This window comes from Pantoea sp. BJ2, assembly GCF_040255075.1.
Classification (GTDB): Bacteria; Pseudomonadota; Gammaproteobacteria; order Enterobacterales; family Enterobacteriaceae; genus Pantoea; species Pantoea leporis.
The window spans coordinates 2,247,538-2,271,609 of the sequence record NZ_CP158292.1 but is presented as its reverse complement, the minus strand read 5'-3'; the positions used below and the strand labels follow the sequence as shown (position 1 = coordinate 2,271,609).

Below are 24,072 nucleotides of genomic sequence, written 5' to 3'. Positions count from 1 at the left end.
ACGCAGTTTACGAGCGATAAAGCCTCGGATTAATCCTTGTCTTCGCTGACGCGCACGCCGACCTTCACAATCTGGTTATCTTCTTTTTCTGCCACCGTCCAGGTTAACTGCTTCCATTCCACCTGATCGCCAACCACCGGCGTGCTGCCGAGCAAACTCATTACCAGCTGTCCTAGCGACTGCTGATCGTTGGTCTGTTCATCTAACTCCAACCCATAGATTTGCGCCACGTCGCGCAGGCGCGCTTCGGCATCCAGAATAAAGTCGCCGAAGAAGCGCTGATCCAGCGATACCGGCGGCGATTGGCTGAACATTTTACCTAAGGCGGGGAGATCACGTTCACGGCCAATCACACACAGCACATCGCCTTCTTTCAGGCGCGTATTGCCGTTGGGATGCATTAACGCGTTATCGCGGAATAGGGCGGCGATGCGGGTTTCGCGCGGCATCTGCAAATCACGCAGCGCTGCGCCGACGCACCATTTGTCGGCGCTTAGCTGATAAATGAATTGCTCCCACGGATTCTCCGGATGAATATCCAGCCCAACCCGGCTAATCGGCGAGGCAGTGGGCGGCACCACCACTTTGGCGCGCTTGGCGGCATAGCCTAGCGAGGTACCTTGCAGCATCAGCGACACCAGCACCACAAAGAAGGCGATGTTGAAGTAGAGCTTGGCGTTCTCCAGGCCAGCCATCATTGGGAATACGGCGAGGATGATTGGCACTGCGCCACGTAAACCTACCCAACTGATGAAGATACGTTCGCGTCCGGTGAAGCCTTTGAACGGTAACAGACCAACCAAAATCGACAGCGGGCGCGCCACCAGAATCAACCACAGCGACAGAATCATCGCCGGCACCGCGATGTGCCACAAATCGGAGGGTGTCACCAGCAAGCCCAGCACAATGAACATGCCGATTTGGCTCAGCCATGCCATGCCGTCAAAGGTTTGCAAAATACCGTGGCGGTTGCGAATCGGGCTGTTGCCCAGCAGGAAGCCGCACAGATACACCGCCAGAATGCCGCTGCCTTCCATCACGGTGGTTAACGCAAACACGATGATGCCGCCACTCACCGCCAGCAGCGGATATAAACCCTGCGCCAGATTGATACGGTTGATCAGCTGCTGCAGCGCCCAGCCGCCGCCAAGGCCTAATACGATGCCAAGACCAAACTGCTGCACCAGATGCACCACAAACATCCAGCTCAGGCCGGACTGGCCTTGCTGAATCATGTCGATCAGCGTGATGGTGAGAAACACCGCCATCGGATCGTTGCTGCCGGATTCAATCTCCAGCGTGGAGCTGACACGTTCATTGAGGCCTTTATCACCCAGCAGCGAAAATACGGCGGCGGCATCGGTAGAACCGATAATCGCGCCAATCAGAAAGCCCTGCATCAGATCGAGCTTAAACAGCCAGGCAGCGGCAACGCCGGTTAACCCTGCAGTGATCATCACGCCAACCGTCGCCAGCGATAATGCCGGGCCGAGCGCCACCTTTAGCGAAGATGCTTTGGTGCGCATCCCGCCATCAAGCAAGATGATGGCTAAAGCGAGGTTGGAGACCAGATAGGCGACGGGATAGTTATCAAAAGCGATGCCACCGATACCATCAATCCCGGCCAACATGCCGAGAGCAAGGAAGATCACCAGAATCGGAATGCCAAGGCGTGATGAAAAGGAACTGAGCAAAATACTTGCTGCTACCAGCACGGACCCAATAATGAACAAACTGTAAATCATGCTGGTATTCAACGGCGTTCTCCTGCGGTGGGGCAAAAAAGACAAACTGCGGGCGATTCACACAGACAAGGTGGAAAGATAATGCCTTATCAATAGCTTGTCAGCGCTTAATTGCACATTTTTTCATTCTGTGGGGCCGCATCCCATACACAGCTAAATTTGTATGAAAAAACAACAGGAAATGGCGCGAAGTGAGTCGGGCTGCTGCAAAGAAAAAGCCGGTCAGTGACCGGCTTATAAAATCAGGCTTCTGCAGCCTGTTTGTGGAAAAGTTCTCTAAATACCGGATAGATGTCTTCTGGCTCGCGAATATGTTGGATTGCGAAGTTATCAAACATTGCCTGCAGATGTTCATACTCGCGCCATAAGGTCTGGTGCGCGCGACGCGTGATCTCGATATAGCTGTAATAACGCACAACCGGCAGAATATGTTTGGCTAAGATCTCGTGGCAGAGCGGTGAATCATCGGCCCAGTTATCACCATCCGACGCTTGCGCAGCATAGATGTTCCACTGTGACGGGTCATAACGCTCTTTAACTACTTCATCCATCAACTTCAGTGCACTGGAAACAATGGTGCCGCCCGTTTCCTGTGAGTAGAAGAACTCCTGTTCGTCGACCTCTTTGGCTTGAGTGTGATGGCGAATGTACACCACGTCGACGTTCTTATAGGTACGGCTCAGGAACAGATACAGCAGAATGTAGAAACGCTTCGCCATATCTTTGGTGGCTTGATCCATCGAACCTGACACGTCCATCAGGCAGAACATCACGGCCTGGCTGGAAGGTTCTGGTCGCTTCTCGAAGTTTTTGTAGCGCAGGTCAAAGGTATCGATAAAGGGCACGCGGTCGATGCGCGCGCGCAACTCAGCGATCTCTTTACGTAAACGCTCCTCTTCCAGTAACTGCGCCGGTTCGCTGGTTTCCACTTCGGCTAGCGTAGCTTCCAGTTCGTTTAACATGCGGCGTTTACCCGCCGTCATCGCCGTACGACGTGCTAGCGAGTTCTGCAGCGAGCGCACCACGCTGATGTTAGCCGGCGTACCGTTTGAGGTGTAGCCCGCGCGATGGGTTTTGTACTCGTTTAACTGCCGATGCTGATTCTTGCGCAGGTTCGGCAACGCCAAATCTTCGAACAGAAGATCGAGATATTCATCTTTAGATATCTGGAAGCTGAATTCGTCCTGGCCTTCACCATCCTGACTGGCGTTGCCCTGGCCGCTACCGCCGCTGCCGCCGCCACCTTGTGGACGTTCAATGCGATCGTTTTGCACGAAATGGTCATTCCCAGGATGCACGCGATGGCGACTGCCGCCGCGGCCCTGATGGAAGCTCGGTTCATTAATATCGTCAATTGGAATCGAGACCGATTCGCCGCTCTCGACATCGGTGACCGAACGCTTGTTGATGGCCTCGGAGATCGATTGCTTGATTTGCGACTTATAACGGCGCAGAAAGCGCTGCCGATTGACGGCGCTTTTGTTCTTACCGTTGAGACGCCGATCGATAAAATAGGCCATAAAAATCCCCCAAACTGCATTGCAAGCTTAGGCCGGGAAAACCCGGCCTCCTGTTGCAGCACCGTAGCGCCGCGACGCTCACAGATAACGATTATGAAGATTTACGCACGCGCAGATACCACTCGCACAGCAGGCGTACTTGCTTGCGGGTATAGCCTTTTTCCATCATGCGATCGACAAAATCATCGTGTTTTTTCTGCTCGTCCGTTGAGGTTTTGGTATTGAACGAAATCACCGGTAGCAATTCTTCGGTGTTCGAGAACATTTTCTTCTCGATGACCGTGCGCAGTTTTTCGTAGCTGGTCCAGTTCGGATTGCGTCCGCTATTCTGCGCACGGGCACGCAGCACAAAGTTGACAATCTCGTTACGGAAATCTTTCGGGTTACTGATCCCGGCAGGTTTCTCGATCTTTTCCAGCTCGGCGTTCAGCGATTCGCGGTCAAACAGCTGTCCGGTGTCAGGATCGCGGTACTCTTGATCCTGAATCCAGAAATCAGCGTAGGTGACGTAGCGATCAAAGATGTTTTGACCGTATTCAGAGTAGGACTCCAGATACGCGGTCTGAATCTCTTTACCGATAAACTCGGCGTATTTTGGAATCAAATAGCCTTTCAGGTGCTCCAGATACTTCTCGGCTTGATCCTGAGGGAACTGCTCGCGCTCAATTTGCTGCTCCAGCACGTAGAACAGATGCACCGGGTTGGCCGCTACTTCGGCATGGTCGAAGTTGAATACGCGTGAAAGGATTTTAAACGCGAAGCGGGTTGAAAGGCCGTTCATGCCCTCATCAACGCCCGCGTAATCGTGATACTCCTGCCAGGATTTGGCTTTTGGATCGGTATCTTTCAGGCTTTCGCCATCATAAACGCGCATTTTCGAGTAGATGCTGGAGTTTTCCGGCTCTTTCAAACGCGATAGGATCGAGAAGCGGGCCAGGGTTTCCAGCGTGCCCGGCGCGCATGGCGCCGTGGTCAACTCACTGTGATCCAACAGTTTGTTATAGATCTTAATCTCTTCGGAAACGCGTAGGCAGTAAGGCACTTTGACGATGTAAACACGGTCAAGGAATGCCTCATTGTTTTTGTTATTACGGAAGGTGACCCATTCTGATTCGTTGGAGTGCGCCAGAATGATGCCGTTGAACGGCAGGGCAGAGATCCCTTCGGTACCGTTGTAGTTACCTTCCTGCGTGGCGGTCAGCAGTGGATGTAGCACTTTAATCGGTGCTTTAAACATCTCAACGAATTCCATCACGCCCTGATTCGCGCGGCAAAGGGCACCTGAATAGCCGTAAGCATCAGGATCGTTTTGCGCGTGATTTTCCAGTTTGCGGATATCTACTTTACCGACCAACGCAGAGATATCCTGGTTGTTCTCATCGCCTGGTTCTGTTTTGGCAATTGCTACCTGCTCCAGAATTGACGGCCACACTTTCACCACTTTGAAGCGGGTGATATCGCCGCCAAACTCATGCAGGCGTTTCGCCGCCCAGGGCGACATGATGGTGCCCAGATAACGCCGCGGCACGCCATACTCTTTTTCCAGAATATTGGCGTCTTCCTGCGGATTAAACAGGCAGAGCGGATGATCGTTTACCGGGCTGCGCTCGCCGTCGGCGCTCAGCACATAGATCGGCACACGCTGCATCAGCGCTTTCAGGCGCTCGGCCAATGAGGATTTACCGCCACCCACCGGGCCCAGTAAGTAAAGGATCTGTTTCTTCTCTTCCAAACCCTGCGCGGCGTGTTTCAGGTAGGAGACGATTTGCTCAATCGCTTCCTCCATACCGTAAAACTCTTCGAAGGCCGGGTAGCGTCCCATAACTCGGTTGGAAAAGATTCGGGAAAGGCGAGGCTCTTGCGCAGTGTCAACCATCACCGGCTCACCGATGGCCATTAATAGTCGCTCGGCAGCGTTGGCGTATGCACTGCGATCCTGTTTACAGATGGCGAGGAATTCCTGCAATGAGAACTCTTCGTCCTTGGCAGCTTCATAACGCTGACGATAGTGATCGAATATATTCATAGCGATGCCCGTCCTTTCGTTTTTAGCACAGGTAAAGGAGCGTAATAAAAGTTTGTAGCAGCTCCCGGAAGATATTCTTTATTGAGTACAGCAACCCTTATGCCAACCTGACGTTTTTTTATCGGGATACACAATTCTTATGGTTACTCTGCTCGTACAAAAAAGTCTCGTCTTACATTTAACTGTAGAAGGCATTCAGAAAACCTGCAGCCACTTTTCTCCTTATTCAGCGATATATCAATAACAAAGTCTCATAAGCACTGAGGCAATCAACCTAAGCCGTGAGAGCGATGAAGCCACTGAGAATATTTCGCTATGCTGGTTAGAGAGCATCATTAAACGTTAACCGATAGCAAAAATTTGGTTAGACTCTGCGTGTGATTGTTATATTAATGGACTGAATAAATTGTGAACCAATTCAAACTTAAAGCGCTTACTCTGGCTATTCCTTGTTATTTTGCGGCGTTCGGCACTCATGCAGAACCCTTATCTCTTGGCGCTTCGGTGATTTATGCGCAGTCACCTTATCGGGGCGGACAAGACCGCTATCTGCCGATTCCGGTGATTAATTATGAAGGCGAAAACTTCTGGTTCCGTAGCCTGCAAGGCGGCTATTACCTGTGGAAAGACCCGCAGAATCAGCTGTCGCTGACGGTGCTGGGATCGCCGCAGCAGTACGATCCGAAAGACAACGATTTGGGTGACATGAAAGCGCTGGATAAGCGCCGTATGACGCTGATGGCCGGCGCCAACTATCGCCACGTTGCCGATTGGGGTATCGTGCGCACCGCTTTGCTGGGTGATGTGCTCAATAACAGCAATGGGTTAATCTGGGATCTCACCTATCTATATCGCTTTGACTTCGGCGCATTCAGCCTGACGCCGGGCATTGGTGCCATGTGGAACAGCGCCAATCAGAACCGTTATTACTACGGTGTTTCATCCCATGAAAGTGCGCGAACCGGCATCGCTGAGTATCATCCAGACGACAGCTGGTCGCCGTATGTCGAGATGAATGCCAGCTACCAAATCAGCCAAAGCTGGAACGCCAGCTTGTCTGGTCGTTACACGCGCTTCGACAGCGAAATCAAAGACAGCCCGATGGTCGATAAGAGTGGCCAGTTCACACTCTGGACCGGCATCAGTTACAGCTTCTGACGATTAAATAAATGCCTCGTAATGAGGCGTTTTTCTTACATTGCACCAATTCAGAGCCCCATATCAGCGCAACAGGAGGAGTGATGAAGACTATCCAATTTCACGGTGAATCAGCTTTACCCGCTATTGGTCAGGGAACCTGGTATATGGGTGAAAATGCAGCGCTGCGCAGCCAGGAAGTGGCGGCACTGCAGGCGGGTTTAGATCTTGGACTTAAGGTTATCGACACGGCGGAAATGTATGCGGAAGGCGCAGCCGAAGAGGTGGTCGGCGAAGCATTACGCGGCCGTCGCGATCAAGCCTGGCTGGTATCGAAGGTGTATCCCTGGAATGCCGGTGAAGTCGATGCTATCGAGGCCTGCGAGCGCAGTCTGCGCCGTCTGCAAACCGATTACCTCGATCTCTACCTGCTGCACTGGCGCGGCAATGTGCCCTTAGAAGAAACCATTCGCGCGATGGAATCCTTGCAGCAGCAGGGCAAAATCCGCCATTGGGGCGTCTCGAACTTTGACCATGACGATATGCTGGAACTGTGGCAAGACCCCGGCGGCAAATCCTGTTTAACCAATCAGGTGCTGTACCACTTAGCGTCACGCGGGATCGAGTACGATCTGTTGCCGCAGTGTCAGCAGCACGAGATGCCGATTATGGCCTATTGCCCGTTAGCGCAGGCTGGACGACTGCGACAGGCGCTGTTTGACGATGCGTATCTTAAACAGATTGCACAACAGAAGGGCATCAGCGTGGCGCAAGTGCTATTGGCTTGGGTGATCCGTCAGCAAGGCGTTTTGGCCATTCCTAAAGCCAGCAGCGTTGCACATGTGCAGCAAAATGCGGCCGCGCTTAGCATCAATCTGACTGATGAAGAGCTGAGCATCATTGATCGGGCGTTTCCTGCGCCTCAATCTAAAACTGCATTAGATGTGGTTTAGCGGCGCAACGGCGCCGCATCTTATTACTTATTAACGATACGAATTGTGGTGCCCAAACGCGCAGGGGATTCACCCGCGCTTTTTAACGGCTTGCTAATGCGCGCCGTTTCCACGCACACCATGGTTTTATAGCCTTCATTTGGCATGTCCCCCATGCTGCATGATAACTCCGGACCTGGATTCCACGTGACAACGTCACTCTGATAGTGGTGATAGACTTCAATCTGGCGTTTGCCCGCTTTATCGTGAATCACGCTGCAGTCATCCGCTGCGGTGTGAATACGATCCACGCGGTTGGGATAGGTCTGCTTGCCGTCGGATGCGCCAACAGCATTATCGTTAACCTTATCGATAAAGCTATTGCCCAATCCGCTCACTTCGACCTGTGAGATATCCGCAATCTGGAAGTAGCTGTGCAGCGCTGCGGTGGCTTCATAGTCGCCGTAAGCTTCCAACTCAATTTCACAATGCTCAGCAATCCGGAAGCGAGCAAGCAGGGTGAATTCGTGCGGCCAGAGCTTTTTGGTTTGTGCGTTGCTTTCCAACGTAAAAGTCAGCATTACCGCATCTTCGTTTTCATCATGGGCGGTCAGCGTCCACGGCATATTGCGTGCAAAACCGTGCGCCGGTTCACCTGCCGGACCAAACCACGGCCAGCAAATCGGCACGCCGCCACGGATTGCTTTACCTGTGGTAAACGGGGTTTTTTCACTGAGCCAAATCACCGGTTTTTGGCCGCTAGGCTGCCACGAAAGCAGATGCGCACCTTGCAGGGCAATCGCCGCACGCACTTTAGGATGGCTGATTACCACAATCGGCAAATCACCCTGCTGGCGCTGTGACAGATAAGGGGTGATTTGATTCACTACCGGAAGGGTATAAAGCGTATCTTGCATGGTCAGACCTTCTCTTTTATCCAGTCGAAAAAAAGGGGCGACCGAAGTCACCCCTTGTCCGTTTAGCCGGTTAGCTTACTTAGAAGCAACCAGTGCAATCAGATCGAGAACTTTATGTGAGTAGCCAGTTTCGTTATCGTACCAGGAAACCAGTTTCACGAAGTTGTCATTCAGAGCGATACCTGCTTTAGCATCGAATACTGAAGTCAGGGTTTCGCCGTTGAAGTCGGTAGAAACCACGTCGTCTTCAATGTAGCCCAGAACGCCTTTCATTTTGCCTTCTGACTCAGCTTTAATCACTGCACAAATTTCTTTGTAGGTCGCTGGTTTTTCCAGGCGAACAGTCAGGTCAACAACAGACACGTTTGGAGTAGGAACGCGGAACGCCATACCGGTCAGTTTGCCGTTCAGCTCTGGCAGAACAACGCCAACTGCTTTAGCTGCACCGGTAGAAGATGGGATGATGTTCTGCGCTGCGCCACGGCCGCCGCGCCAGTCTTTGTGAGACGGGCCATCAACGGTTTTCTGCGTCGCGGTGGTTGCGTGAACGGTGGTCATCAGACCTTCAACGATACCGAAGTTGTCGTTGATAACTTTAGCCAGTGGAGCCAGGCAGTTGGTGGTGCAAGACGCGTTAGAAACGATGTCCTGGCCAGCATATTTGTCAAAGTTAGCGCCACGTACAAACATCGGGGTGCTGTCTTTAGATGGACCAGTCAGAACCACTTTCTTCGCGCCAGCGGTGATGTGTTTACGTGCAGTTTCGTCGGTCAGGAAGATACCGGTCGCTTCAGCAACAACGTCAACACCCACTTCGTCCCACTTCAGGTTAGCCGGGTCTTTCTCAGCGGTAACACGGATTTTCTTACCGTTAACAATCAGTGCACCGTCTTTCACTTCTACAGTGCCGTCAAAACGACCGTGAGTAGAGTCATACTTCAGCATGTATGCCATGTAATCGGCGTCGAGCAGATCGTTGATCGCGACGATTTCGATGTCAGAACGCTGCTGCGCAGCACGGAAAACGATGCGACCGATACGGCCAAAACCGTTAATACCTACTTTGATAGTCATATATTCCACCAGCTATTTGTTAGTGAATAAAAGGTTGGCTGTAAAATTACAAAAACCTTACCAGGCGTCAAGCGGAATCGTGTCAATTGTTGCGACAGGTCAATTCCAACACCAGGAATAATTCGTTGCGCAATCGCTTACGCAGCACCCTTATTGCGCGCCTATGTTACGCCGAATGCGGGCTGAAAAGGGATGACTTTTACAAAGGGTGATCGCCATCACAAAATCGTGCTGTGGAACAGATGTCGGAGGCGTTAGCACGAAAAAAGACCCGATAGATGTTGTACGTTTGTTAGAATACTAGTCGATTTTTTCAGAATGACACTCCGGAACTCAAAATGGCTAAAGACACCGCACCCGACGCAAAAATTGCGCAGCTTTCCGAAATGCAGCGCTATGTCACTCAGCATCGTGGAACGGAGCCCCCTTTCTCGGGCGCCTTGCTGCACAACAAGCAGGAAGGGATTTACCACTGCTTAGTTTGTAATTCGCCGCTGTTTCTCTCCGAAACCAAATACGATTCAGGCTGTGGCTGGCCAAGTTTCTATCAGCCTTTCAGTGACGACGCTATCCGCTATCTGGAAGATGATTCACACGGCATGCAACGGGTTGAGATTCGCTGTGGCAACTGTGATGCGCATTTGGGACATGTGTTCCCGGATGGCCCACAACCGAGCGGCGAGCGCTACTGCGTGAACTCCGCCTCGCTAAACTTCACTGATGAGCAGGGCAATCAGCAAGAGGGCTAAGCATGAAACAGGAACTGGAAGCGATGCTGGAGGCGATGACGCCGGAAGTGTACGAGCGGCTCTCCACGGCGGTTGAAATCGGCAAATGGCCAGATGGCGTCGCGCTGACGCCAGAGCAGAAAGAGAATTGTCTGCAGCTGGTGATGTTGTGGCAGGCTCGCCACAATGACGATCCGCAACATATGACCATTAGCAAAGGTGGGGATATGGTGATGAAATCGAAGAAACAGCTGAAAGAAGAGTTTGGCATTGAGCCCGACGTCACGCGCATCAACCTGCACTAAAAATCAAAAGGGCTGGTTCTCACCAGCCCCTTATTTTCAGATTAATACCGCACCTTGTGCTTCCATCTGAGCGAAAGCAATTTCACTGTCATCCGGATTCAGGTTCACACCGCGGCAGCCCTCTTTAACCACCTCCACGTTGTAACCTAACTCCAGCGCATCCAGCACGCTGTATTTGACGCAGTAATCGGTCGCAATACCCAACATCACTAAATCGCTAATGCCGCGCTCGCGCAGCCAACTGTCGAGTTCTGTCTTGCGTCGATGGCCGTTATCAAAAAAGGCGCTGTAGCTATCCACCTCAACATCGCCCCCTTTATGGAACACGGCATCTATCAGAGAGCGATCGAGATCGGGATGAAAATCCGCCCCGACAGAATTCTCAATACCGTGATCGGGCCACCAGATCTGCGCTAAACCGTTTAATTCGCCGAGCGTGTAGACCGGCTCGCCGGAGATCGAGGCGAAGCTGCCGTGATTGGCTGGATGCCAGTCTTGCAATGCCACCACACATTCACCCCGATCGTGAAACTCACGCGCAAATCGATTGGCGACGGCAACCGTTTGGTCACCCTCACGCACCGCCATTGGGCCGCCGGGGCAAAAATCGTTCTGAATATCGATGATTATCAATGCCCGCTTCATTGGTTTCGCTCCGTATCAATCTTCGGTCAGTTCGCCGCGTAAATTCTGCTGCATTTTGGCACGAATTTCCGCGCTGGTAAGGTTCTGACTCAATAAAAAATGCAGTTTGGTTAATGTGGCCTCAACGGTGAGATCAAAGCCGCTGATCACGCCCGCATGCTCAAGCGCATTGCCGGTGGCATAGCCGCCCATATTCACTTTGCCGGACATACACTGCGTCAGATTCACCACCACAATGCCGCGATCGCTGGCCTGTTGCAGTTCCGAAAGAAACTCAGCATTTTGCGGCGCGTTGCCAACGCCGTAAGAGCGCAGGATCAAGGCTTTCACCGGTTGACGCAGGAAATTACCCACCACGTCGGCAGAGATACCCGGATAAATCGTCACCACGCCAATCGGCTGTGGTGTTATCGGATGCACAATCAGCTCGCCGTGACCTTGCGGTGCGGGCGGGGTGTTTAACCGGCGGATATGAATACCCGCTTCCAGCAAGGGCGCCAGGTTTGGCGATGCGAAGGCATTAAAGCCGTCAGCATGTGCCTTAGTGGTACGGTTGCCGCGGAACAGCGTGTTATTGAAAAACAGGGCAACTTCACTGATCGGATAATTGGCCGCCACATACAGCGAGTTCAGCAGGTTTTGCTGCCCATCAGAACGCAATTCTGCCAGGGGAATTTGCGAGCCGGTGACAATCACCGGCTTAGCGAGGTTCTCCAGCATAAAGGAGAGCGCCGAAGCGGTGAAGGCCATGGTGTCGGTACCATGCAAAATTACAAAGCCATCGTAACGATCGTAGTTTTGCTTAATATCGTTCGCAATCGATTGCCAATCCTGCGGCGTCATGTCCGAGGAGTCCATCAGCGGCTGATATTCATGGATGGTGAAATCCGGCATTTCAGGCCGATGGAATTCGGGCATGTTTGCCAGCTGCTGTTGCAGATGACCCGATACCGGAATGTAGCCCTGCGCAGAGCGCTGCATCCCGATGGTGCCGCCGGTGTAGGCTACGTAGATATTTTTCTTTTGCATGAAGGAACTCAGACTTGCCGTAAAACGCGCAGTATAAGGGGATTGCGAACGAAAAGCAGCCCGACCAGCGGCCGGGCTGTAAAGATTAGCGTACGTTGCCGCAGTTCAGGCAGAAAGCGTAGCGATTTTGCGGATCGTTGAGGTTATTCAGTAAGCCAGGTTGCTGTTTCATTGCGCTCATTACGTCCAGCATTGGCGCAGGCAGCCAGACTTTCAGCGCAGCCGGCAATATCGCCTGAACCGACGCGTTCATCTGATTCAGCAGCAGATCGATCATGCCCGGATCGTCCTGATACCAGCTCAACTCCGGCTTAGCGACTTTCGCCAGCTCAGCGGCTTTCGCCACGGCATCGTCAAAGTCACCCAACGCATCGACCAAACCATTGGCTTTGGCATCACTACCGGTCCAGACGTGACCCTGCGCAATCGCATTGATCTCCTCAGGCGTTTTGTGACGCGAGGCCGCTACCAGGCCCACGAAGTTACGATAGCCGTTCTCAATGGTCAGCTGCATCAGCTGCTGCACTTCGGTTGGCAGCGCTTTGGTGGTGGCGACATCCGCCAGCGGCGATGTGGCGACGCCGTCAGTATGCACACCCACCGAACTCAGGCTGTTTTCAACGGTGTTAATCACGCCAAAGATACCGATGGAACCGGTCAGCGTGCTGGGTGCCGCCACGATGTAATCGGCAGGCGTTGAAATCCAGTAACCGCCGGAAGCCGCCATGCCACCCATTGAGACCACCACCGGTTTACCCGCATCGTGGGCTGCCGCCAGCTCTTCACGAATCGCTTCCGATGCCGTGACGCTGCCGCCAGGGCTGTTGACACGCAACACAATGGCTTTGATTTTAGCATCCAGGCGCGCATCGCGGATTTGCGACGCCGTGGTATCACCGCCGACGTTTCCGGCACTCTCTTCACCGTCCATAATCGCACCGCTGGCGAGGATCACGGCGATATTGCCATCCTGGCTCTGCGGCGGCTGTTTAACGGTGTAATCGTAGATACTCACGCTACGGTAATCGTTATTCGCCTTATCCCAGCCGAAGGTTTTCACCAGTTCCTGATCGGCGGCTGCACGCGTATCCAGTACATCCACCAATTTATTATTCAGCGCATATTTCGCGGTATCACCTTGCACCGCTTGCAAGCCGCTAATGATGCCGGCTGCACCTGGGAACAGCTGTTCTGGTGTAATTTGACGATTGGCTGCCACAGTATTCAGGTAATTCTGCCACAGCTGGCCAATCCAGCGCCCATCAGCGTCGCGCGCTTCCGGTGACATATCGTCACGCAGGAACGGCTCAACCGCAGACTTATAAGTGCCTACACGGAATACATGCGAATTAACTTTCAGCTTTTCCAGCAAAGTCTTGTAGTACAGGCCGTTGGTGGCGAAACCGTGTAGATCAACCGTGCCCTGAGGTGAGAGATACACCTTGTTGGCGTAACTGGCGATGTAGTATTGCGCCTGGCTGTAACTGTCGCCGACTGCATAAATAGGTTTGCCGGCGTCACGGAATTCGCGCAGTGCTTTACCCACATATTGCAGCGAAGGTTGATCGCCACCGGCAAAGTCACGCAGCTCCAGCACGATGCCAGTGATGTTTTTATCGGTTTTTGCCTGGCGGATCGCATCGACGACATCGAACAAGGAATTCTCCTGCAGACGATCGCTATTGGCGCCTAACAGTTGACGGCTAATACGACTCAGACGATTGCTGACAGAAGGTTTATCGACCAGCACTCCGCTCAGATCGATTTTCAATGCGCCTTGCTGTACAGGTTCACTGCTATTGGAACTGGAAACCTGCAGCCAAATCCCGACGCCCGCCAGGATCAAAACAATAAGAAATAAATTAAGAATAAATTCCCGAATAAAATTCAGTACCCGCCAGGTCCAGCGGAACAGACCGGAAATAATTCGCCACAAAGTGCGCATAAACTCTCCATATTCACGTAGCAGGGCAGCCAGCACGCGGTCTGCCCCGATGTCGGGTTCATCCTAAAGAGCGGCGTGCGAAAAGTCAGCAGGAAATCGCGCCAGACTGTTACAAAAGATCGTGCTGTGCCAGGATTAGCCCACGCTTTTTATTCACGGGAGAAGAATAATGGATGCATTGGATTTATTGGTTAATCGCCGCTCGGCGTCTCGTCTGGCAGAACCGGCGCCGGCAGGTGAAGCGTTGCAAAATATTCTGCACGCCGCGATGCGCGCCCCCGATCACGGTACGCTGCAGCCATGGCGTTTCATTATTGTCGAAAATGAGGGGCGCGAGCGCTTTGCTAACTTGCTGGAACAGGCCGCGCGTGACAGCAATCTTGAGCAGAAGGCGATTGACAAAGCAGCCTCCGCGCCTTATCGCGCGCCGATGATCATCACCGTGGTGGCGCATTGTGAAGAGAACGCCAAAGTGCCGCAGTGGGAGCAACTGGCGTCTGCCAGCTGTGCAGTGATGGCGATGCAGATGGCCGCCGTGGCGCAAGGTTTTAATGGCATCTGGCGCAGCGGTCCGTGGACCGATCATCCGTCCGTGCGCGAAGCCTTTGGCTGCCGCGAGCAAGATGCGATTGTTGGTTTCCTCTATCTCGGCACGCCACAGTTGAAAGCCAACACCACCGTGGTTGCGCCGGACACCGCGCAGTTTGTCAGTTATTTCTGACAGACAATGCTGGACTTTTGCGGCAGGTTGGGCGCCGTTGCAAAGATTGCACAAAGCCTGTGCGAAAGATCGAGGTCAGGTCGTGCAACACTTACTCCCAACTGACAGCCAGGCTAACATAGCGCCTTCTGTTCATCGCATAAGGAAGTCGCCATGAGTGAACCTGTTCGTTTAACGCAATACAGCCACGGTGCGGGTTGTGGGTGCAAAATTTCGCCGCAGGTGTTGGAAACCATTCTGCGCAGTGAGCTCAGCCCGTTTCACGATCCGCAACTGCTGGTTGGCAATGAAACGCGTGATGATGCTGCAGTCTACGATCTGGGCAACGGTACTGCGGTGGTAAGCACCACCGACTTCTTTATGCCGATCGTCGACGATCCTTTTACCTTTGGTCGTATCGCCGCCACTAACGCCATCAGCGATATCTACGCCATGGGCGGGAAACCAATCATGGCGATCGCTATATTAGGCTGGCCGGTGAATCTACTGAGTCCGGAAGTGGCGCAGCAGGTGGTCGAGGGCGGGCGTGCCGCTTGTCAGGCGGCGGGAATCGCCCTGGCGGGCGGTCATTCGATTGATGCGCCAGAGCCGATCTTCGGCCTGGCCGTGACCGGTATCGTCGATGTGGCACGGGTGAAAAAGAACAGCGCGGCGCAGGCCGGTTGTCAGCTTTTCCTCACCAAACCATTAGGCATTGGCATTCTCACTACCGCCGAGAAAAAAGGCCTGCTGCGGCCTGAACACCATTCGCTGGCTGCCGATGTGATGTGCCAGCTGAATAAAGCCGGAGCGGAGTTCGCCAAACTGGCGGGCATCAGCGCGATGACCGATGTCACCGGTTTTGGCTTGCTCGGCCATTTAAGTGAAATCTGCCAGGGTTCAGGATTGCGTGCCGAAGTGATTGCAGCGCAGGTACCGCGCCTGGCGGGCGTCGATGACTATATCGCTGCGGGAGCGGTGCCCGGTGGCACCAGCCGCAACTTCGCCAGCTATGGCGAGCAGGTTTCACCCTTAGATGATGCCACCCGCGCGTTGCTGTGCGATCCACAAACCTCCGGTGGTCTGCTGGTGGCGGTTCAACCCAGCGCCATTGAGGCATTCCAGCGCTGCGCCTCTGCAGCAGGCGTGCAAGCAACGTCGATTGGCGAACTGTTTGCCGCTAAAGCCGATCGTCCACTGATTACCGTAGTTACCTGACGTTAAGGAACGACGCCATCCATGCGTTTGTTTATTGCCGAAAAACCCAGCTTAGCGCGTGCGATTGCCGACGTGTTGCCAAAACCGCATCGACGCGGAGACGGCTATATTGCCTGCGGGAATGACCAGGTTGTGACCTGGTGTGTTGGGCACCTGCTGGAGCAGGCGCAGCCCGACAGTTATGACAGCCGCTATGCGCGCTGGAATCTGGCTGATTTACCGATTATTCCGGAAAAATGGCGTTTGCAGCCACGTCCATCCGTGGCTAAGCAGTTAAAAGTGATTGAAGGCCTGCTGCAACAAGCCAGCATGGTGGTGCATGCGGGTGACCCCGATCGTGAAGGTCAACTGCTGGTGGATGAAGTGCTGGATTATCTGCAGCTCGCACCAGAGAAACGCAAAGCGGTGCAGCGCTGCCTGATTAACGATCTTAATCCCTCGGCGGTTGAACGTGCGGTTGGGCGCCTACGTGAGAACCGCGAATTCATTCCGCTGTGTGTGTCTGCGTTAGCGCGTGCGCGCGCCGACTGGCTGTACGGCATCAACATGACGCGCGCCTTTACCTTGCTGGGCCGTAACGCCGGTTACGACGGCGTGCTGTCGGTTGGCCGCGTGCAGACGCCGGTGCTGGGTTTAGTGGTGCGCCGCGATGAAGAGATCGAAAACTTTATCCCTAAGGACTATTTCGAAGTTAAAGCGCACATCGTCACGCCAAAAGACGAGCGTTTTGTCGCGACATGGGTGCCAAGCGATGCTTGCGAGCCGTGGCAGGATGAAGAGGGGCGTTTGCTGCATCGTCCGCTGGCGGATCACGTGCTTGAGCGCATTAATGGTAAGCCGGCGCTGGTCACCGGATATAACGACAAACGTGAATCCGATACCGCACCGCTGCCATTTTCGCTTTCTGGCCTGCAGATCGAAGCCGGTAAGCGCTTTGGCCTCAGCGCGCAGAACGTACTGGATTGCTGTCAGCGGCTGTATGAAACCCATAAGCTGATCACCTACCCGCGTTCCGATAGCCGCTATCTGCCCGATGAGCACTTTGCCGGACGCCATGCGGTGCTGAACGCCATTCAGGCGCATCAGCCCAATCTGACACCGCCAGCGGATTTCAATCCCGATCAGAAGAACCGCTGCTGGGACGACAAAAAGGTCGATGCGCACCATGCCATCATTCCCACTGCGCGTGCCAGTAAGGTTAGTCTGACCGAAAATGAGGCCAATATTTACGGATTGATCGCCCGCCAGTATCTAATGCAGTTTTGCCCGGATGCGGTGTTCCGCAAATGCGTTATTGATCTTGATATCGGCGGCGGAAAATTTATCGCCAAAGCGCGTTTTCTGGCCGAAGCCGGCTGGCGTGCGCTGCTCGGCAGCAAAGAGCGTGACGAGGAGAACGATGGCACGCCGCTGCCGGTCGTCGCTAAAGGTGATGAGCTGCTGTGCGAGCGCGGCGAAGTGCTGGCGAAGCAGACGCAACCGCCGCGTCCGTTTACCGATGCGACGCTATTGTCTGCGATGACCGGCATTGCCCGCTTTGTGCAGGATAAAGAATTAAAGAAAGTGCTGCGTGCAACCGATGGTTTAGGTACGGAAGCGACGCGTGCGGGCATTATCGAATTGCTGTTCCGCCGCACTTTCCTGGTGAAAAAAGGCCGCTATATTCATTCGACGGATGCGGGCAGGGCGTTGATCCATGCACTGCCAGAAATGGCCGCCCGGCCCGATATGACGGCGCAATGGGAATCGACGCTTACCCGGATTAGCGAGAAGTCTTGTCGCTATGATGAGTTTATGCAGCCGCTGGTCAGCACCTTGATTGGGCTGATTGGTGAAGCACGCCAGCGACCGTCGTTACAGGCCTTTCGCGGATTGACAGCGCCTGGGGCCAAAAAGAAAGCCAAACCGAAAACGGCTCGTCGCAAAACCAAGGAGACAGAGTGATGCGTTATGCAATGATGTTGCTGGGCGGATTGCTGTTATGCAGCACCTCGGCGCTGGCCAACCGCCAGCCGGAAAACAATCGTACGGGTAATACTGATGTGGTGGTGGATCTGCCGCCAGAAGTGTGGACACAAGGGCAAAATAATCGTCAGAGCAACTGCATGCAGTGCTGTACCTATGAGAACCGCAGTTATTCTGAAGGTGCGGTGGTCAAAGCAGAAGGCGTGTTATTGCAGTGCGGCAGGGATGAGAAGGTATTAGGCACTAATCCGCTTATCTGGAAAATCATCAAATAAAAGCGCGTGGCGCCAGACGCCACGCTGCTTCATCACAGCTTAAATGTCGACCAAACCGGGGCGTGATCCGACGGTTTTTCCATGCTGCGGATATCGTAATCGATGCCACTCTCAATGCAGCGCGAGGCAAGCGGTTGGCTTGCCAGCAGCAGATCGATGCGCAGACCACGGTTGTCGTCAAAGCCTTTCGAACGGTAGTCAAACCATGAGAAACGATCGTTGGTTTCCGGGAACTTAGCGCGCCAGGTATCTACTAAACCCCACTTCAGCAAGCGATCCATCCACTCGCGCTCCTCAGGCAGGAACGAGCATTTTCCGGTACGCAGCCAGCGTTTACGATTGTCTTCACCAATGCCGATGTCAAAATCGGTGCTGCTGATGTTCATGTCGCCCATGATCAATACCGGTTTATCCACGGCTAGCTGTTGCTCAAGATAGCTTTGCAGATCGCGATAAAACTTCTCTTTCGCCGGGAACTTGGTGGGATGGTCGCGGCTTTCACCCTGCGGAAAATAACCGTTGATCACCGTGATATCACCAATCGGACTCGGGATTTCCGCCATGATCAAACGACGCTGTGCATCTTCCTCATCGCCAGGGAAACCACGGTAGACGTTGACAGGCTCAGCTTTGGTCAGCAGCGCGACGCCGTAATGACCTTTCTGTCCATGATAAAACACGTGATAACCCAGTTTGCTGACGTCTTCGAGCGGAAACATATCGTCATGCACTTTGGTTTCCTGCAAGCCGATGACATCGGGTTGATGCTGTTCAACCAGCGCGGCTAATTGATGAGGACGCGCACGCAAGCCGTTGATGTTGAAAGAGACAAATTTCATTTCGCTGCCATTTTTATCCGCAAAAGTATGGCGCGATGGTAACGAGTTTTTGGGGAAAAGTCATGGTGTGAATCAGGAGGTCACAACGATTAAAACAAGTGGGAAAAACAGGAGAATGGTATTGATGGTGGTGGGAGAAGGATTCGAACCTTCGAAGTCTGTGACGGCAGATTTACAGTCTGCTCCCTTTGGCCGCTCGGGAATCCCACCGGGGATATGACATATTGTGGCTTCAGGCAGAGACGATTCAGATGGTGGTGGGAGAAGGATTCGAACCTTCGAAGTCTGTGACGGCAGATTTACAGTCTGCTCCCTTTGGCCGCTCGGGAATCCCACCATTGGCCTGAATCATTGCGTCTTAAAGCGGGGCGCATCATAACAAATGCGCTCAGTCTGTAAAGCGCCGTCACTGAAAATAAAAACTGTTTGCCCACTTTTTATGCGTGGCGCTGAAGAGTTGTGCAGTTCAGCGCCGAAGTGGTTAAAGAATGATCGTGCGGTTGCCGTAAACGAACACGCGCTGGCCTAACACTTTATACAGCGCGCGGCTCAGCACATTCTTCTCAACGTCTCGTCCTGCACGCATCATCTCTTCTGCGGTGTAGCTATGATCGACGTTGATCACGTCCTGCATGATAATTGGACCTTCATCGAGGTTATCGTTCACGTAGTGCGCGGTAGCGCCGATGATTTTCACGCCGCGCTCATAAGCCTGATGATACGGACGCGCGCCAATGAACGCCGGCAAGAAGGAGTGGTGAATATTGATGATCTGGTTTGGATAACGTTGCACAAAGGCGGGCGTCAACACGCGCATATATTTTGCCAGCACCACGTAATCAGGCTGATAACGGTCAATTTCATCCGCCATGCGGTTGTCGTGCTCTTCACGCGTGTGGCCTTCGTGGCTCACCATCACAAACGGAATATCGAAACGTTCAACCAGTGAACGCAGCGTTTCGTGGTTACCGATGACTGCAGCAATCTCCATATCCAGACCGCCAAACGCGCTTTTCATTAGCAGATCGCCCAGGCAATGCGCCTCTTTGGTCACCAGAATCACGACACGGCGACGACCGGCACTTTGCAGTTCACGCACTGAACCGACGGGTAGCGCGCTATCGAGATCGGCCAGCAAGGTATTGTCGTTGAAAATGCCTTCCAGCTCGGTGCGCATAAAAAAGCGTCCGGTGCGGTGATCGACAAACTCATTGTTCTGCACAATGTTGAGTTCGTGCTTGTAGCAAATGTTGGTGATCTTGGCGATCAAACCTTTCGCATCAGGGCAAATGGTTCGTAAAACTTTTCGTTGGATGGTTTGCGCTTGCATCTCGATCAGAGTCCTGTCAAAGCGATGAATGGTAAAGCCGTTGTGTATCTGTCCAGATTACCCACAACATTTTTTGTATTTTTTATCGGCGCCACAAGGACAGCGATCGTTACGTCCCAACTCAGGCGTTGTTCCGTCGACATAGTACCAGCGTTGATCCTCGCGAAGAAAGCGCGAACATTCATAGATGGCTGAAGTGCGGCCTTTTTCGAGGTAACGCGCAAAAAACGTCACGAAGGCTTCATTCTCGTGGCTTCCATGATTACAACGAGTTACATTCAAGCCCAGCCATTCAGTACCGGCAAAACTTTCGGATAATAACGTCTCAAGGTCGGCCACGCGTTTACTGGAGTGCCAGGTTTTCGCCAGCCACGCGGCATCTTTCACGACGTAAGCGGTGTAACGTGAGCGCATTAATTGTTCCGCGCTGGACGGGTTCGCTTGGCCATTCAGAAAGGGTTGGCAACATACGCTATACTCCTTTCCGCTGCAGCAAGGGCACTTTTCAGACACGTCATCTCCTGGAAGTGATTAAAGTAAATTTAAGCGTGCGCTATGGTAGCCGACTGTCAGGCGTGATGCTACGTACCATGCCAATCATGAGGTGAGATGAGAAAGGTCAGGATTGGGCTGGCACTGGGTTCAGGTGCTGCCAAAGGTTGGTCCCACATCGGCGTGATCGATGCGCTGGAACGCGCAGGGATTGAAATCGATGTGGTGGCCGGATGTTCTGTTGGCGCGTTGGTCGGTTCGGCTTACGTGAATGGACGGCTGGGCGTGATGGAGAAGTGGGTGAGTGCATTCCGTTATTGGGATGTCATTCGATTAATGGACCTGTCGTGGCAGCGCGGTGGTTTATTGCGCGGCGACCGGGTGTTTAGCCACATCCGCCAGTTGATTCCCAACGACCTCATCGATGAGTGCGATAAGCCATTTGGCGTCGTCGCGACCAATCTCAGTACCGGACGAGAAGTGTGGTTGACCGAAGGCGATTTGCATCAAGCTGTGCGTGCGTCCTGTAGTATGCCAGGCTTATTGCCACCCATTGCTTACAATGGATACTGGTTGGTGGATGGCGCGGTGGTGAATCCCGTGCCGATCTCATTAACCCGCGCATTGGGTGCTGACATCGTTATCGCCGTGGATTTACAGCATGACGCACATCTGATGCAACAGGATTTATTGTCAGTTACGCCGCAGAGCGGTGAAGAAGCGGCGGCAGTAGAAGCGCTGAGCTGGGGAAAGAAACTGCGTCAACGCCTGATTGGCCTGACGCATCGCCGTGCTAATCAAACGCCGGGTGCGATGGAGATTATGTCGACATCAATCCAGGTTCTGGAAAATCGCCTGAAACGTAACCGCATGGCGGGCGATCCGCCGGATGTGCTGATTCAGCCGTTTTGTCCACAAATTTCCACACTGGACTTCCATCGTGCAGAAGAAGCCATTGCGGCTGGCAAGGCCGCCGTTGAGAAAAAAATGGATGAACTATTACCGCTGGTCCGTGGCAGATAGTCAGGTTGTTCATTCACAGGTGTTGCGACTTCAGCCAATTCTGAAAGGCGCAACGGCATTTTATGAACCACTATTGAATTATCTGGTACGCAGGGGGAGAGAATGGAAAAACCGCTAATCGGCAAAAAGATACTCATTGTCGAAGATGAGGTCGTTTTCCGTTCATTGATAGACAATTTATTAACCAGCTTAGGTGCAACAACGCTTGAGGCAGGTGATGGTGTTGATGGCTTAACCTTGTTGTCGGCGCAATCAGTGGATCTGGTTATTTGCGATCTTGAAATGCCGCGTATGGGCGGTATCCCGTTCGTTGAGCGTCTTCGCACGCGCGGCAATAATGTGCCCATTCTGATTATCTCCGCCACACAAAATATGGCGGACATCGCGCATGTGTTGCGTTTGGGCGTGCAGGACGTATTGCTAAAACCGCTCAAAAATATGGAACGTTTCCGTGAAGCGGTCTTTGAGTGTCTCTATCCATCCATGTTTACCTCCAAAGTCGAGGAGGATGAACAGCTCTTTCAGGATTGGGATGCGCTGGTCAGCGATCCGCTGGCGGCATCTAAATTACTTAAACAGCTCCAGCCGCCGGTGCAGCAAACCATTGCCAATTGCCGTATCAATTACCGTCAGCTCACCATGGCGGAACAGCCGGGCTTAGTATTGGATATTGCGGCGCTATCAGATAACGATTTGGCATTCTATTGCCTTGATGTAACGCGCGCTGGCGATAATGGCGTGTTAGCCGCGCTGTTACTGCGCGCACTGTTTAATGGTTTGCTGCAGGAGCAGCTCTCCGGCCAGAAGCAGCGACTGCCTGAGTTGAATGGGCTGCTGCGTCAGGTCAACATGCTGTTAAGGCAGGCGAATCTCAGCGGGCAGTTCCCGTTGCTGGTGGGCTATTATCATCGCCAGTTAAAAAACCTAATCCTGGTTTCAGCAGGGCTTAACGCGACGTTGCATGTCAATACTCATCAAATCCAACTCAGTAATGGTGTGCCGCTTGGTACTATGGGCAGCACTCATCTTAATCAAATCAGCCAACGTGCCGACGCCTGGCAGTGTCATATTTGGGGCGCCGGAGGCAGGTTACGTTTGATGCTTTCAGCCGAAGAATAACCGGTTAGATTTAATTTTTCCGTGGGTTAAAGACAGGACCAGGAGCAAGCTTTACACTTGGGTAATAGTCCTAAATTCCGTGGATTAACTTCTTCCAGGATAATTCCACCTGATAGTAACTGATATACTCATTTCGTTTTTAAACCGACATATCAAGTATTAACTTGAACGGCCTATTAAGAGAGGTATTTTTGATGTCTGCCTATAAGACTAAAGTTAAAAAAGCGGTAATCCCAGTTGCAGGCCTCGGCACGCGTATGCTGCCTGCGACCAAAGCTATTCCAAAAGAGATGTTACCGTTGGTCGATAAGCCGTTGATCCAGTATGTCGTAAATGAGTGCATTGCAGCAGGCATTAACGAGATTGTGCTGGTTACGCACTCTTCTAAAAACGCCATCGAAAACCACTTTGATACCAGTTTTGAGCTGGAATCTATGCTGGAAAAACGTGTTAAGCGTCAGCTGCTGGACGAAATCCAGTCAATCTGCCCTCCACACGTCACCATCATGCAGGTTCGTCAGGGGATCGCGAAAGGTCTGGGCCACGCAGTAATGTGCGCACATCCGCTGATTGGTGATGAGCCGTTCGCCGTAATCCTGCCAGACGTAATCATCGACGAATACGAATCTGATCCAACCAAAGACAACCTGGCAGAGATGCTGGCTCGTTACGAAGAGAGCGGCCGCAGCCAGATCATGGTCGAGCCGGTTGCTGATGTAACCGCTTACGGTGTAGTTGATTGCCAGGGTGCTGAACTCTCTGCAGGTCAGAGCGCGCCAATGGTTGGCGTGGTTGAGAAGCCTAAAGCTTCAGAAGCCCCATCAAACCTGGCCGTTGTAGGACGTTACGTGTTGTCTGCTGAAATCTGGCCGCTGCTGGCGAAAACGCCTCCAGGTGCAGGTGGCGAAGTTCAGCTGACTGACTCCATTGCGATGCTGATGGAAAAAGAGACCGTTGAAGCTTATCACCTGAACGGTGTCAGCCATGACTGCGGTAACAAACTGGGTTACATGCAAGCGTTTGTTGAGTACGGCGTTCGCCATCCAGTGCTGGGTAAAGATTTCACCCAGTGGCTTGAAGGCGCGGTAGGCAACAAAAAGTAACTCAA

Annotated in this window: 22 protein-coding genes and 2 tRNA genes; 11 read left to right on the top strand and 13 right to left on the bottom strand. The window is 52.9% G+C overall.

All coding sequences use genetic code 11. The features are described 5' to 3' along the window. Window positions 1-29: 29 nt before the first annotated feature. From AAF463_RS10460 to yeaG, 3 genes are all read right to left on the bottom strand, one after another. Window positions 30-1,757, bottom strand: a complete 1,728-nt coding sequence (locus tag AAF463_RS10460) for a potassium/proton antiporter (RefSeq protein WP_101764211.1) — start codon at window positions 1,755-1,757, stop codon at window positions 30-32. A gap of 230 nt (window positions 1,758-1,987) precedes the next feature. Further along, a complete protein-coding gene (locus AAF463_RS10455; protein WP_101764212.1) occupies window positions 1,988-3,265 on the bottom strand; it encodes a YeaH/YhbH family protein in 1,278 nt (425 codons plus the stop codon). A 91-nt stretch (window positions 3,266-3,356) separates the two neighbouring features. Next, window positions 3,357-5,291: a protein kinase YeaG gene (yeaG, locus tag AAF463_RS10450; protein WP_008110364.1), complete on the bottom strand. Its 1,935-nt coding sequence runs from the start codon at window positions 5,289-5,291 to the stop codon at window positions 3,357-3,359. Window positions 5,292-5,699: 408 nt separating this feature from the next. Between yeaG and AAF463_RS10445 the strand changes: the two genes are divergently transcribed. Next, window positions 5,700-6,449, top strand: a complete 750-nt coding sequence (locus AAF463_RS10445) for a MipA/OmpV family protein (RefSeq protein WP_110866275.1) — start codon at window positions 5,700-5,702, stop codon at window positions 6,447-6,449. Between the two features lie 80 nt (window positions 6,450-6,529). Then, window positions 6,530-7,381: an aldo/keto reductase gene (locus tag AAF463_RS10440; protein ID WP_350260692.1), complete on the top strand. Its 852-nt coding sequence runs from the start codon at window positions 6,530-6,532 to the stop codon at window positions 7,379-7,381. Between the two features lie 23 nt (window positions 7,382-7,404). Here AAF463_RS10440 and AAF463_RS10435 read toward each other — a convergent pair whose 3' ends face one another. Both AAF463_RS10435 and gapA read right to left on the bottom strand, forming a co-directional pair. Then, window positions 7,405-8,277, bottom strand: coding sequence for a D-hexose-6-phosphate mutarotase (locus AAF463_RS10435; RefSeq protein WP_350260691.1), 873 nt, complete (start codon window positions 8,275-8,277; stop codon window positions 7,405-7,407). Between the two features lie 75 nt (window positions 8,278-8,352). Continuing rightward, window positions 8,353-9,351, bottom strand: coding sequence for a glyceraldehyde-3-phosphate dehydrogenase (gene gapA / locus AAF463_RS10430; protein WP_007889697.1), 999 nt, complete (start codon window positions 9,349-9,351; stop codon window positions 8,353-8,355). Window positions 9,352-9,689: 338 nt separating this feature from the next. On the opposite strand from gapA, the gene msrB reads away from it, so the two are divergent. Continuing rightward, on the top strand, window positions 9,690-10,100 hold the full coding sequence (gene msrB, locus AAF463_RS10425) for a peptide-methionine (R)-S-oxide reductase MsrB (protein WP_101764216.1): 411 nt from the start codon (window positions 9,690-9,692) through the stop codon (window positions 10,098-10,100). A gap of 2 nt (window positions 10,101-10,102) precedes the next feature. Then, the gene (locus AAF463_RS10420; protein WP_101764217.1) at window positions 10,103-10,384 is read left to right on the top strand and encodes a DUF1315 family protein; all 282 of its coding nucleotides are present in this window, start codon (window positions 10,103-10,105) and stop codon (window positions 10,382-10,384) included. Between the two features lie 36 nt (window positions 10,385-10,420). Here the strand turns inward: AAF463_RS10420 and pncA are convergent, their stop codons facing one another. The 3 genes from pncA to sppA all read right to left on the bottom strand — a co-directional run bounded on the left by pncA (window position 10,421) and on the right by sppA (window position 14,003). Next, entirely contained in the window at window positions 10,421-11,029 is a 609-nt protein-coding gene (pncA, locus tag AAF463_RS10415) for a bifunctional nicotinamidase/pyrazinamidase (protein ID WP_101764218.1), read from the bottom strand. A gap of 15 nt (window positions 11,030-11,044) precedes the next feature. Beyond that, complete coding sequence (ansA, locus tag AAF463_RS10410; protein ID WP_101764219.1) at window positions 11,045-12,058, bottom strand: asparaginase; 1,014 nt, start codon at window positions 12,056-12,058, stop codon at window positions 11,045-11,047. Between the two features lie 85 nt (window positions 12,059-12,143). Then, window positions 12,144-14,003 (bottom strand): signal peptide peptidase SppA, encoded by a 1,860-nt coding sequence (gene sppA / locus AAF463_RS10405; protein ID WP_350260690.1) that lies wholly within the window; start codon window positions 14,001-14,003, stop codon window positions 12,144-12,146. A 169-nt stretch (window positions 14,004-14,172) separates the two neighbouring features. Between sppA and AAF463_RS10400 the strand changes: the two genes are divergently transcribed. The 4 genes from AAF463_RS10400 to AAF463_RS10385 all read left to right on the top strand — a co-directional run bounded on the left by AAF463_RS10400 (window position 14,173) and on the right by AAF463_RS10385 (window position 18,161). Beyond that, window positions 14,173-14,724 (top strand): NAD(P)H nitroreductase, encoded by a 552-nt coding sequence (locus AAF463_RS10400; RefSeq protein ID WP_110866269.1) that lies wholly within the window; start codon window positions 14,173-14,175, stop codon window positions 14,722-14,724. A gap of 153 nt (window positions 14,725-14,877) precedes the next feature. Beyond that, a complete protein-coding gene (gene selD, locus AAF463_RS10395) occupies window positions 14,878-15,921 on the top strand; it encodes a selenide, water dikinase SelD (protein WP_350260689.1) in 1,044 nt (347 codons plus the stop codon). 21 nt (window positions 15,922-15,942) lie between these two features. Continuing rightward, window positions 15,943-17,865: a DNA topoisomerase III gene (locus tag AAF463_RS10390; protein WP_137385899.1), complete on the top strand. Its 1,923-nt coding sequence runs from the start codon at window positions 15,943-15,945 to the stop codon at window positions 17,863-17,865. After that, window positions 17,865-18,161, top strand: a complete 297-nt coding sequence (locus AAF463_RS10385) for a YnjH family protein (RefSeq protein WP_008110345.1) — start codon at window positions 17,865-17,867, stop codon at window positions 18,159-18,161. The genes AAF463_RS10390 and AAF463_RS10385 overlap by 1 nt, the downstream gene beginning before the upstream one ends. Before the next feature lie 32 nt (window positions 18,162-18,193). On the opposite strand, the gene xthA is transcribed toward AAF463_RS10385, so the two are convergent. The 5 genes from xthA to AAF463_RS10360 all read right to left on the bottom strand — a co-directional run bounded on the left by xthA (window position 18,194) and on the right by AAF463_RS10360 (window position 20,843). Then, on the bottom strand, window positions 18,194-19,000 hold the full coding sequence (gene xthA, locus AAF463_RS10380) for an exodeoxyribonuclease III (protein ID WP_110866265.1): 807 nt from the start codon (window positions 18,998-19,000) through the stop codon (window positions 18,194-18,196). Between the two features lie 125 nt (window positions 19,001-19,125). Beyond that, window positions 19,126-19,210: transfer RNA gene (locus AAF463_RS10375), tRNA-Tyr, on the bottom strand. A 42-nt stretch (window positions 19,211-19,252) separates the two neighbouring features. After that, a tRNA-Tyr gene (locus tag AAF463_RS10370) sits at window positions 19,253-19,337 on the bottom strand. 144 nt (window positions 19,338-19,481) lie between these two features. Continuing rightward, on the bottom strand, window positions 19,482-20,330 hold the full coding sequence (gene purU, locus AAF463_RS10365; protein ID WP_101764236.1) for a formyltetrahydrofolate deformylase: 849 nt from the start codon (window positions 20,328-20,330) through the stop codon (window positions 19,482-19,484). Window positions 20,331-20,387: 57 nt separating this feature from the next. After that, window positions 20,388-20,843, bottom strand: a complete 456-nt coding sequence (locus AAF463_RS10360) for a YchJ family metal-binding protein (RefSeq protein WP_101764237.1) — start codon at window positions 20,841-20,843, stop codon at window positions 20,388-20,390. A gap of 96 nt (window positions 20,844-20,939) precedes the next feature. On the opposite strand from AAF463_RS10360, the gene rssA reads away from it, so the two are divergent. The 3 genes from rssA (at window position 20,940) to galU (ending at window position 24,067) form a co-directional block, all read left to right on the top strand. Next, the gene (rssA, locus tag AAF463_RS10355; protein ID WP_350260688.1) at window positions 20,940-21,845 is read left to right on the top strand and encodes a patatin-like phospholipase RssA; all 906 of its coding nucleotides are present in this window, start codon (window positions 20,940-20,942) and stop codon (window positions 21,843-21,845) included. 102 nt (window positions 21,846-21,947) lie between these two features. Next, entirely contained in the window at window positions 21,948-22,964 is a 1,017-nt protein-coding gene (rssB, locus tag AAF463_RS10350; RefSeq protein ID WP_101764239.1) for a two-component system response regulator RssB, read from the top strand. Between the two features lie 194 nt (window positions 22,965-23,158). Further along, a complete protein-coding gene (gene galU, locus AAF463_RS10345) occupies window positions 23,159-24,067 on the top strand; it encodes a UTP--glucose-1-phosphate uridylyltransferase GalU (protein WP_101764240.1) in 909 nt (302 codons plus the stop codon). Window positions 24,068-24,072 lie beyond the last annotated feature (5 nt).

Excerpts from the sequence above, each read along its gene's own strand:
- AAF463_RS10400 (WP_110866269.1), top strand. The coding sequence starts at position 14,173 with ATGGATGCATTGGATTTATTGGTTAATCGCCGCTCGGCGTCTCGTCTG.
- xthA (WP_110866265.1), bottom strand. The coding sequence starts at position 19,000 with ATGAAATTTGTCTCTTTCAACATCAACGGCTTGCGTGCGCGTCCTCAT.
- yeaG (WP_008110364.1), bottom strand. The coding sequence starts at position 5,291 with ATGAATATATTCGATCACTATCGTCAGCGTTATGAAGCTGCCAAGGAC.
- msrB (WP_101764216.1), top strand. The coding sequence starts at position 9,690 with ATGGCTAAAGACACCGCACCCGACGCAAAAATTGCGCAGCTTTCCGAA.
- ansA (WP_101764219.1), bottom strand. The coding sequence starts at position 12,058 with ATGCAAAAGAAAAATATCTACGTAGCCTACACCGGCGGCACCATCGGG.
- selD (WP_350260689.1), top strand. The coding sequence starts at position 14,878 with ATGAGTGAACCTGTTCGTTTAACGCAATACAGCCACGGTGCGGGTTGT.
- AAF463_RS10435 (WP_350260691.1), bottom strand. The coding sequence starts at position 8,277 with ATGCAAGATACGCTTTATACCCTTCCGGTAGTGAATCAAATCACCCCT.
- galU (WP_101764240.1), top strand. The coding sequence starts at position 23,159 with ATGTCTGCCTATAAGACTAAAGTTAAAAAAGCGGTAATCCCAGTTGCA.
- AAF463_RS10420 (WP_101764217.1), top strand. The coding sequence starts at position 10,103 with ATGAAACAGGAACTGGAAGCGATGCTGGAGGCGATGACGCCGGAAGTG.
- pncA (WP_101764218.1), bottom strand. The coding sequence starts at position 11,029 with ATGAAGCGGGCATTGATAATCATCGATATTCAGAACGATTTTTGCCCC.
- AAF463_RS10385 (WP_008110345.1), top strand. The coding sequence starts at position 17,865 with ATGCGTTATGCAATGATGTTGCTGGGCGGATTGCTGTTATGCAGCACC.
- sppA (WP_350260690.1), bottom strand. The coding sequence starts at position 14,003 with ATGCGCACTTTGTGGCGAATTATTTCCGGTCTGTTCCGCTGGACCTGG.
- rssA (WP_350260688.1), top strand. The coding sequence starts at position 20,940 with ATGAGAAAGGTCAGGATTGGGCTGGCACTGGGTTCAGGTGCTGCCAAA.
- AAF463_RS10390 (WP_137385899.1), top strand. The coding sequence starts at position 15,943 with ATGCGTTTGTTTATTGCCGAAAAACCCAGCTTAGCGCGTGCGATTGCC.
- gapA (WP_007889697.1), bottom strand. The coding sequence starts at position 9,351 with ATGACTATCAAAGTAGGTATTAACGGTTTTGGCCGTATCGGTCGCATC.
- AAF463_RS10455 (WP_101764212.1), bottom strand. The coding sequence starts at position 3,265 with ATGGCCTATTTTATCGATCGGCGTCTCAACGGTAAGAACAAAAGCGCC.
- purU (WP_101764236.1), bottom strand. The coding sequence starts at position 20,330 with ATGCAAGCGCAAACCATCCAACGAAAAGTTTTACGAACCATTTGCCCT.
- rssB (WP_101764239.1), top strand. The coding sequence starts at position 21,948 with ATGGAAAAACCGCTAATCGGCAAAAAGATACTCATTGTCGAAGATGAG.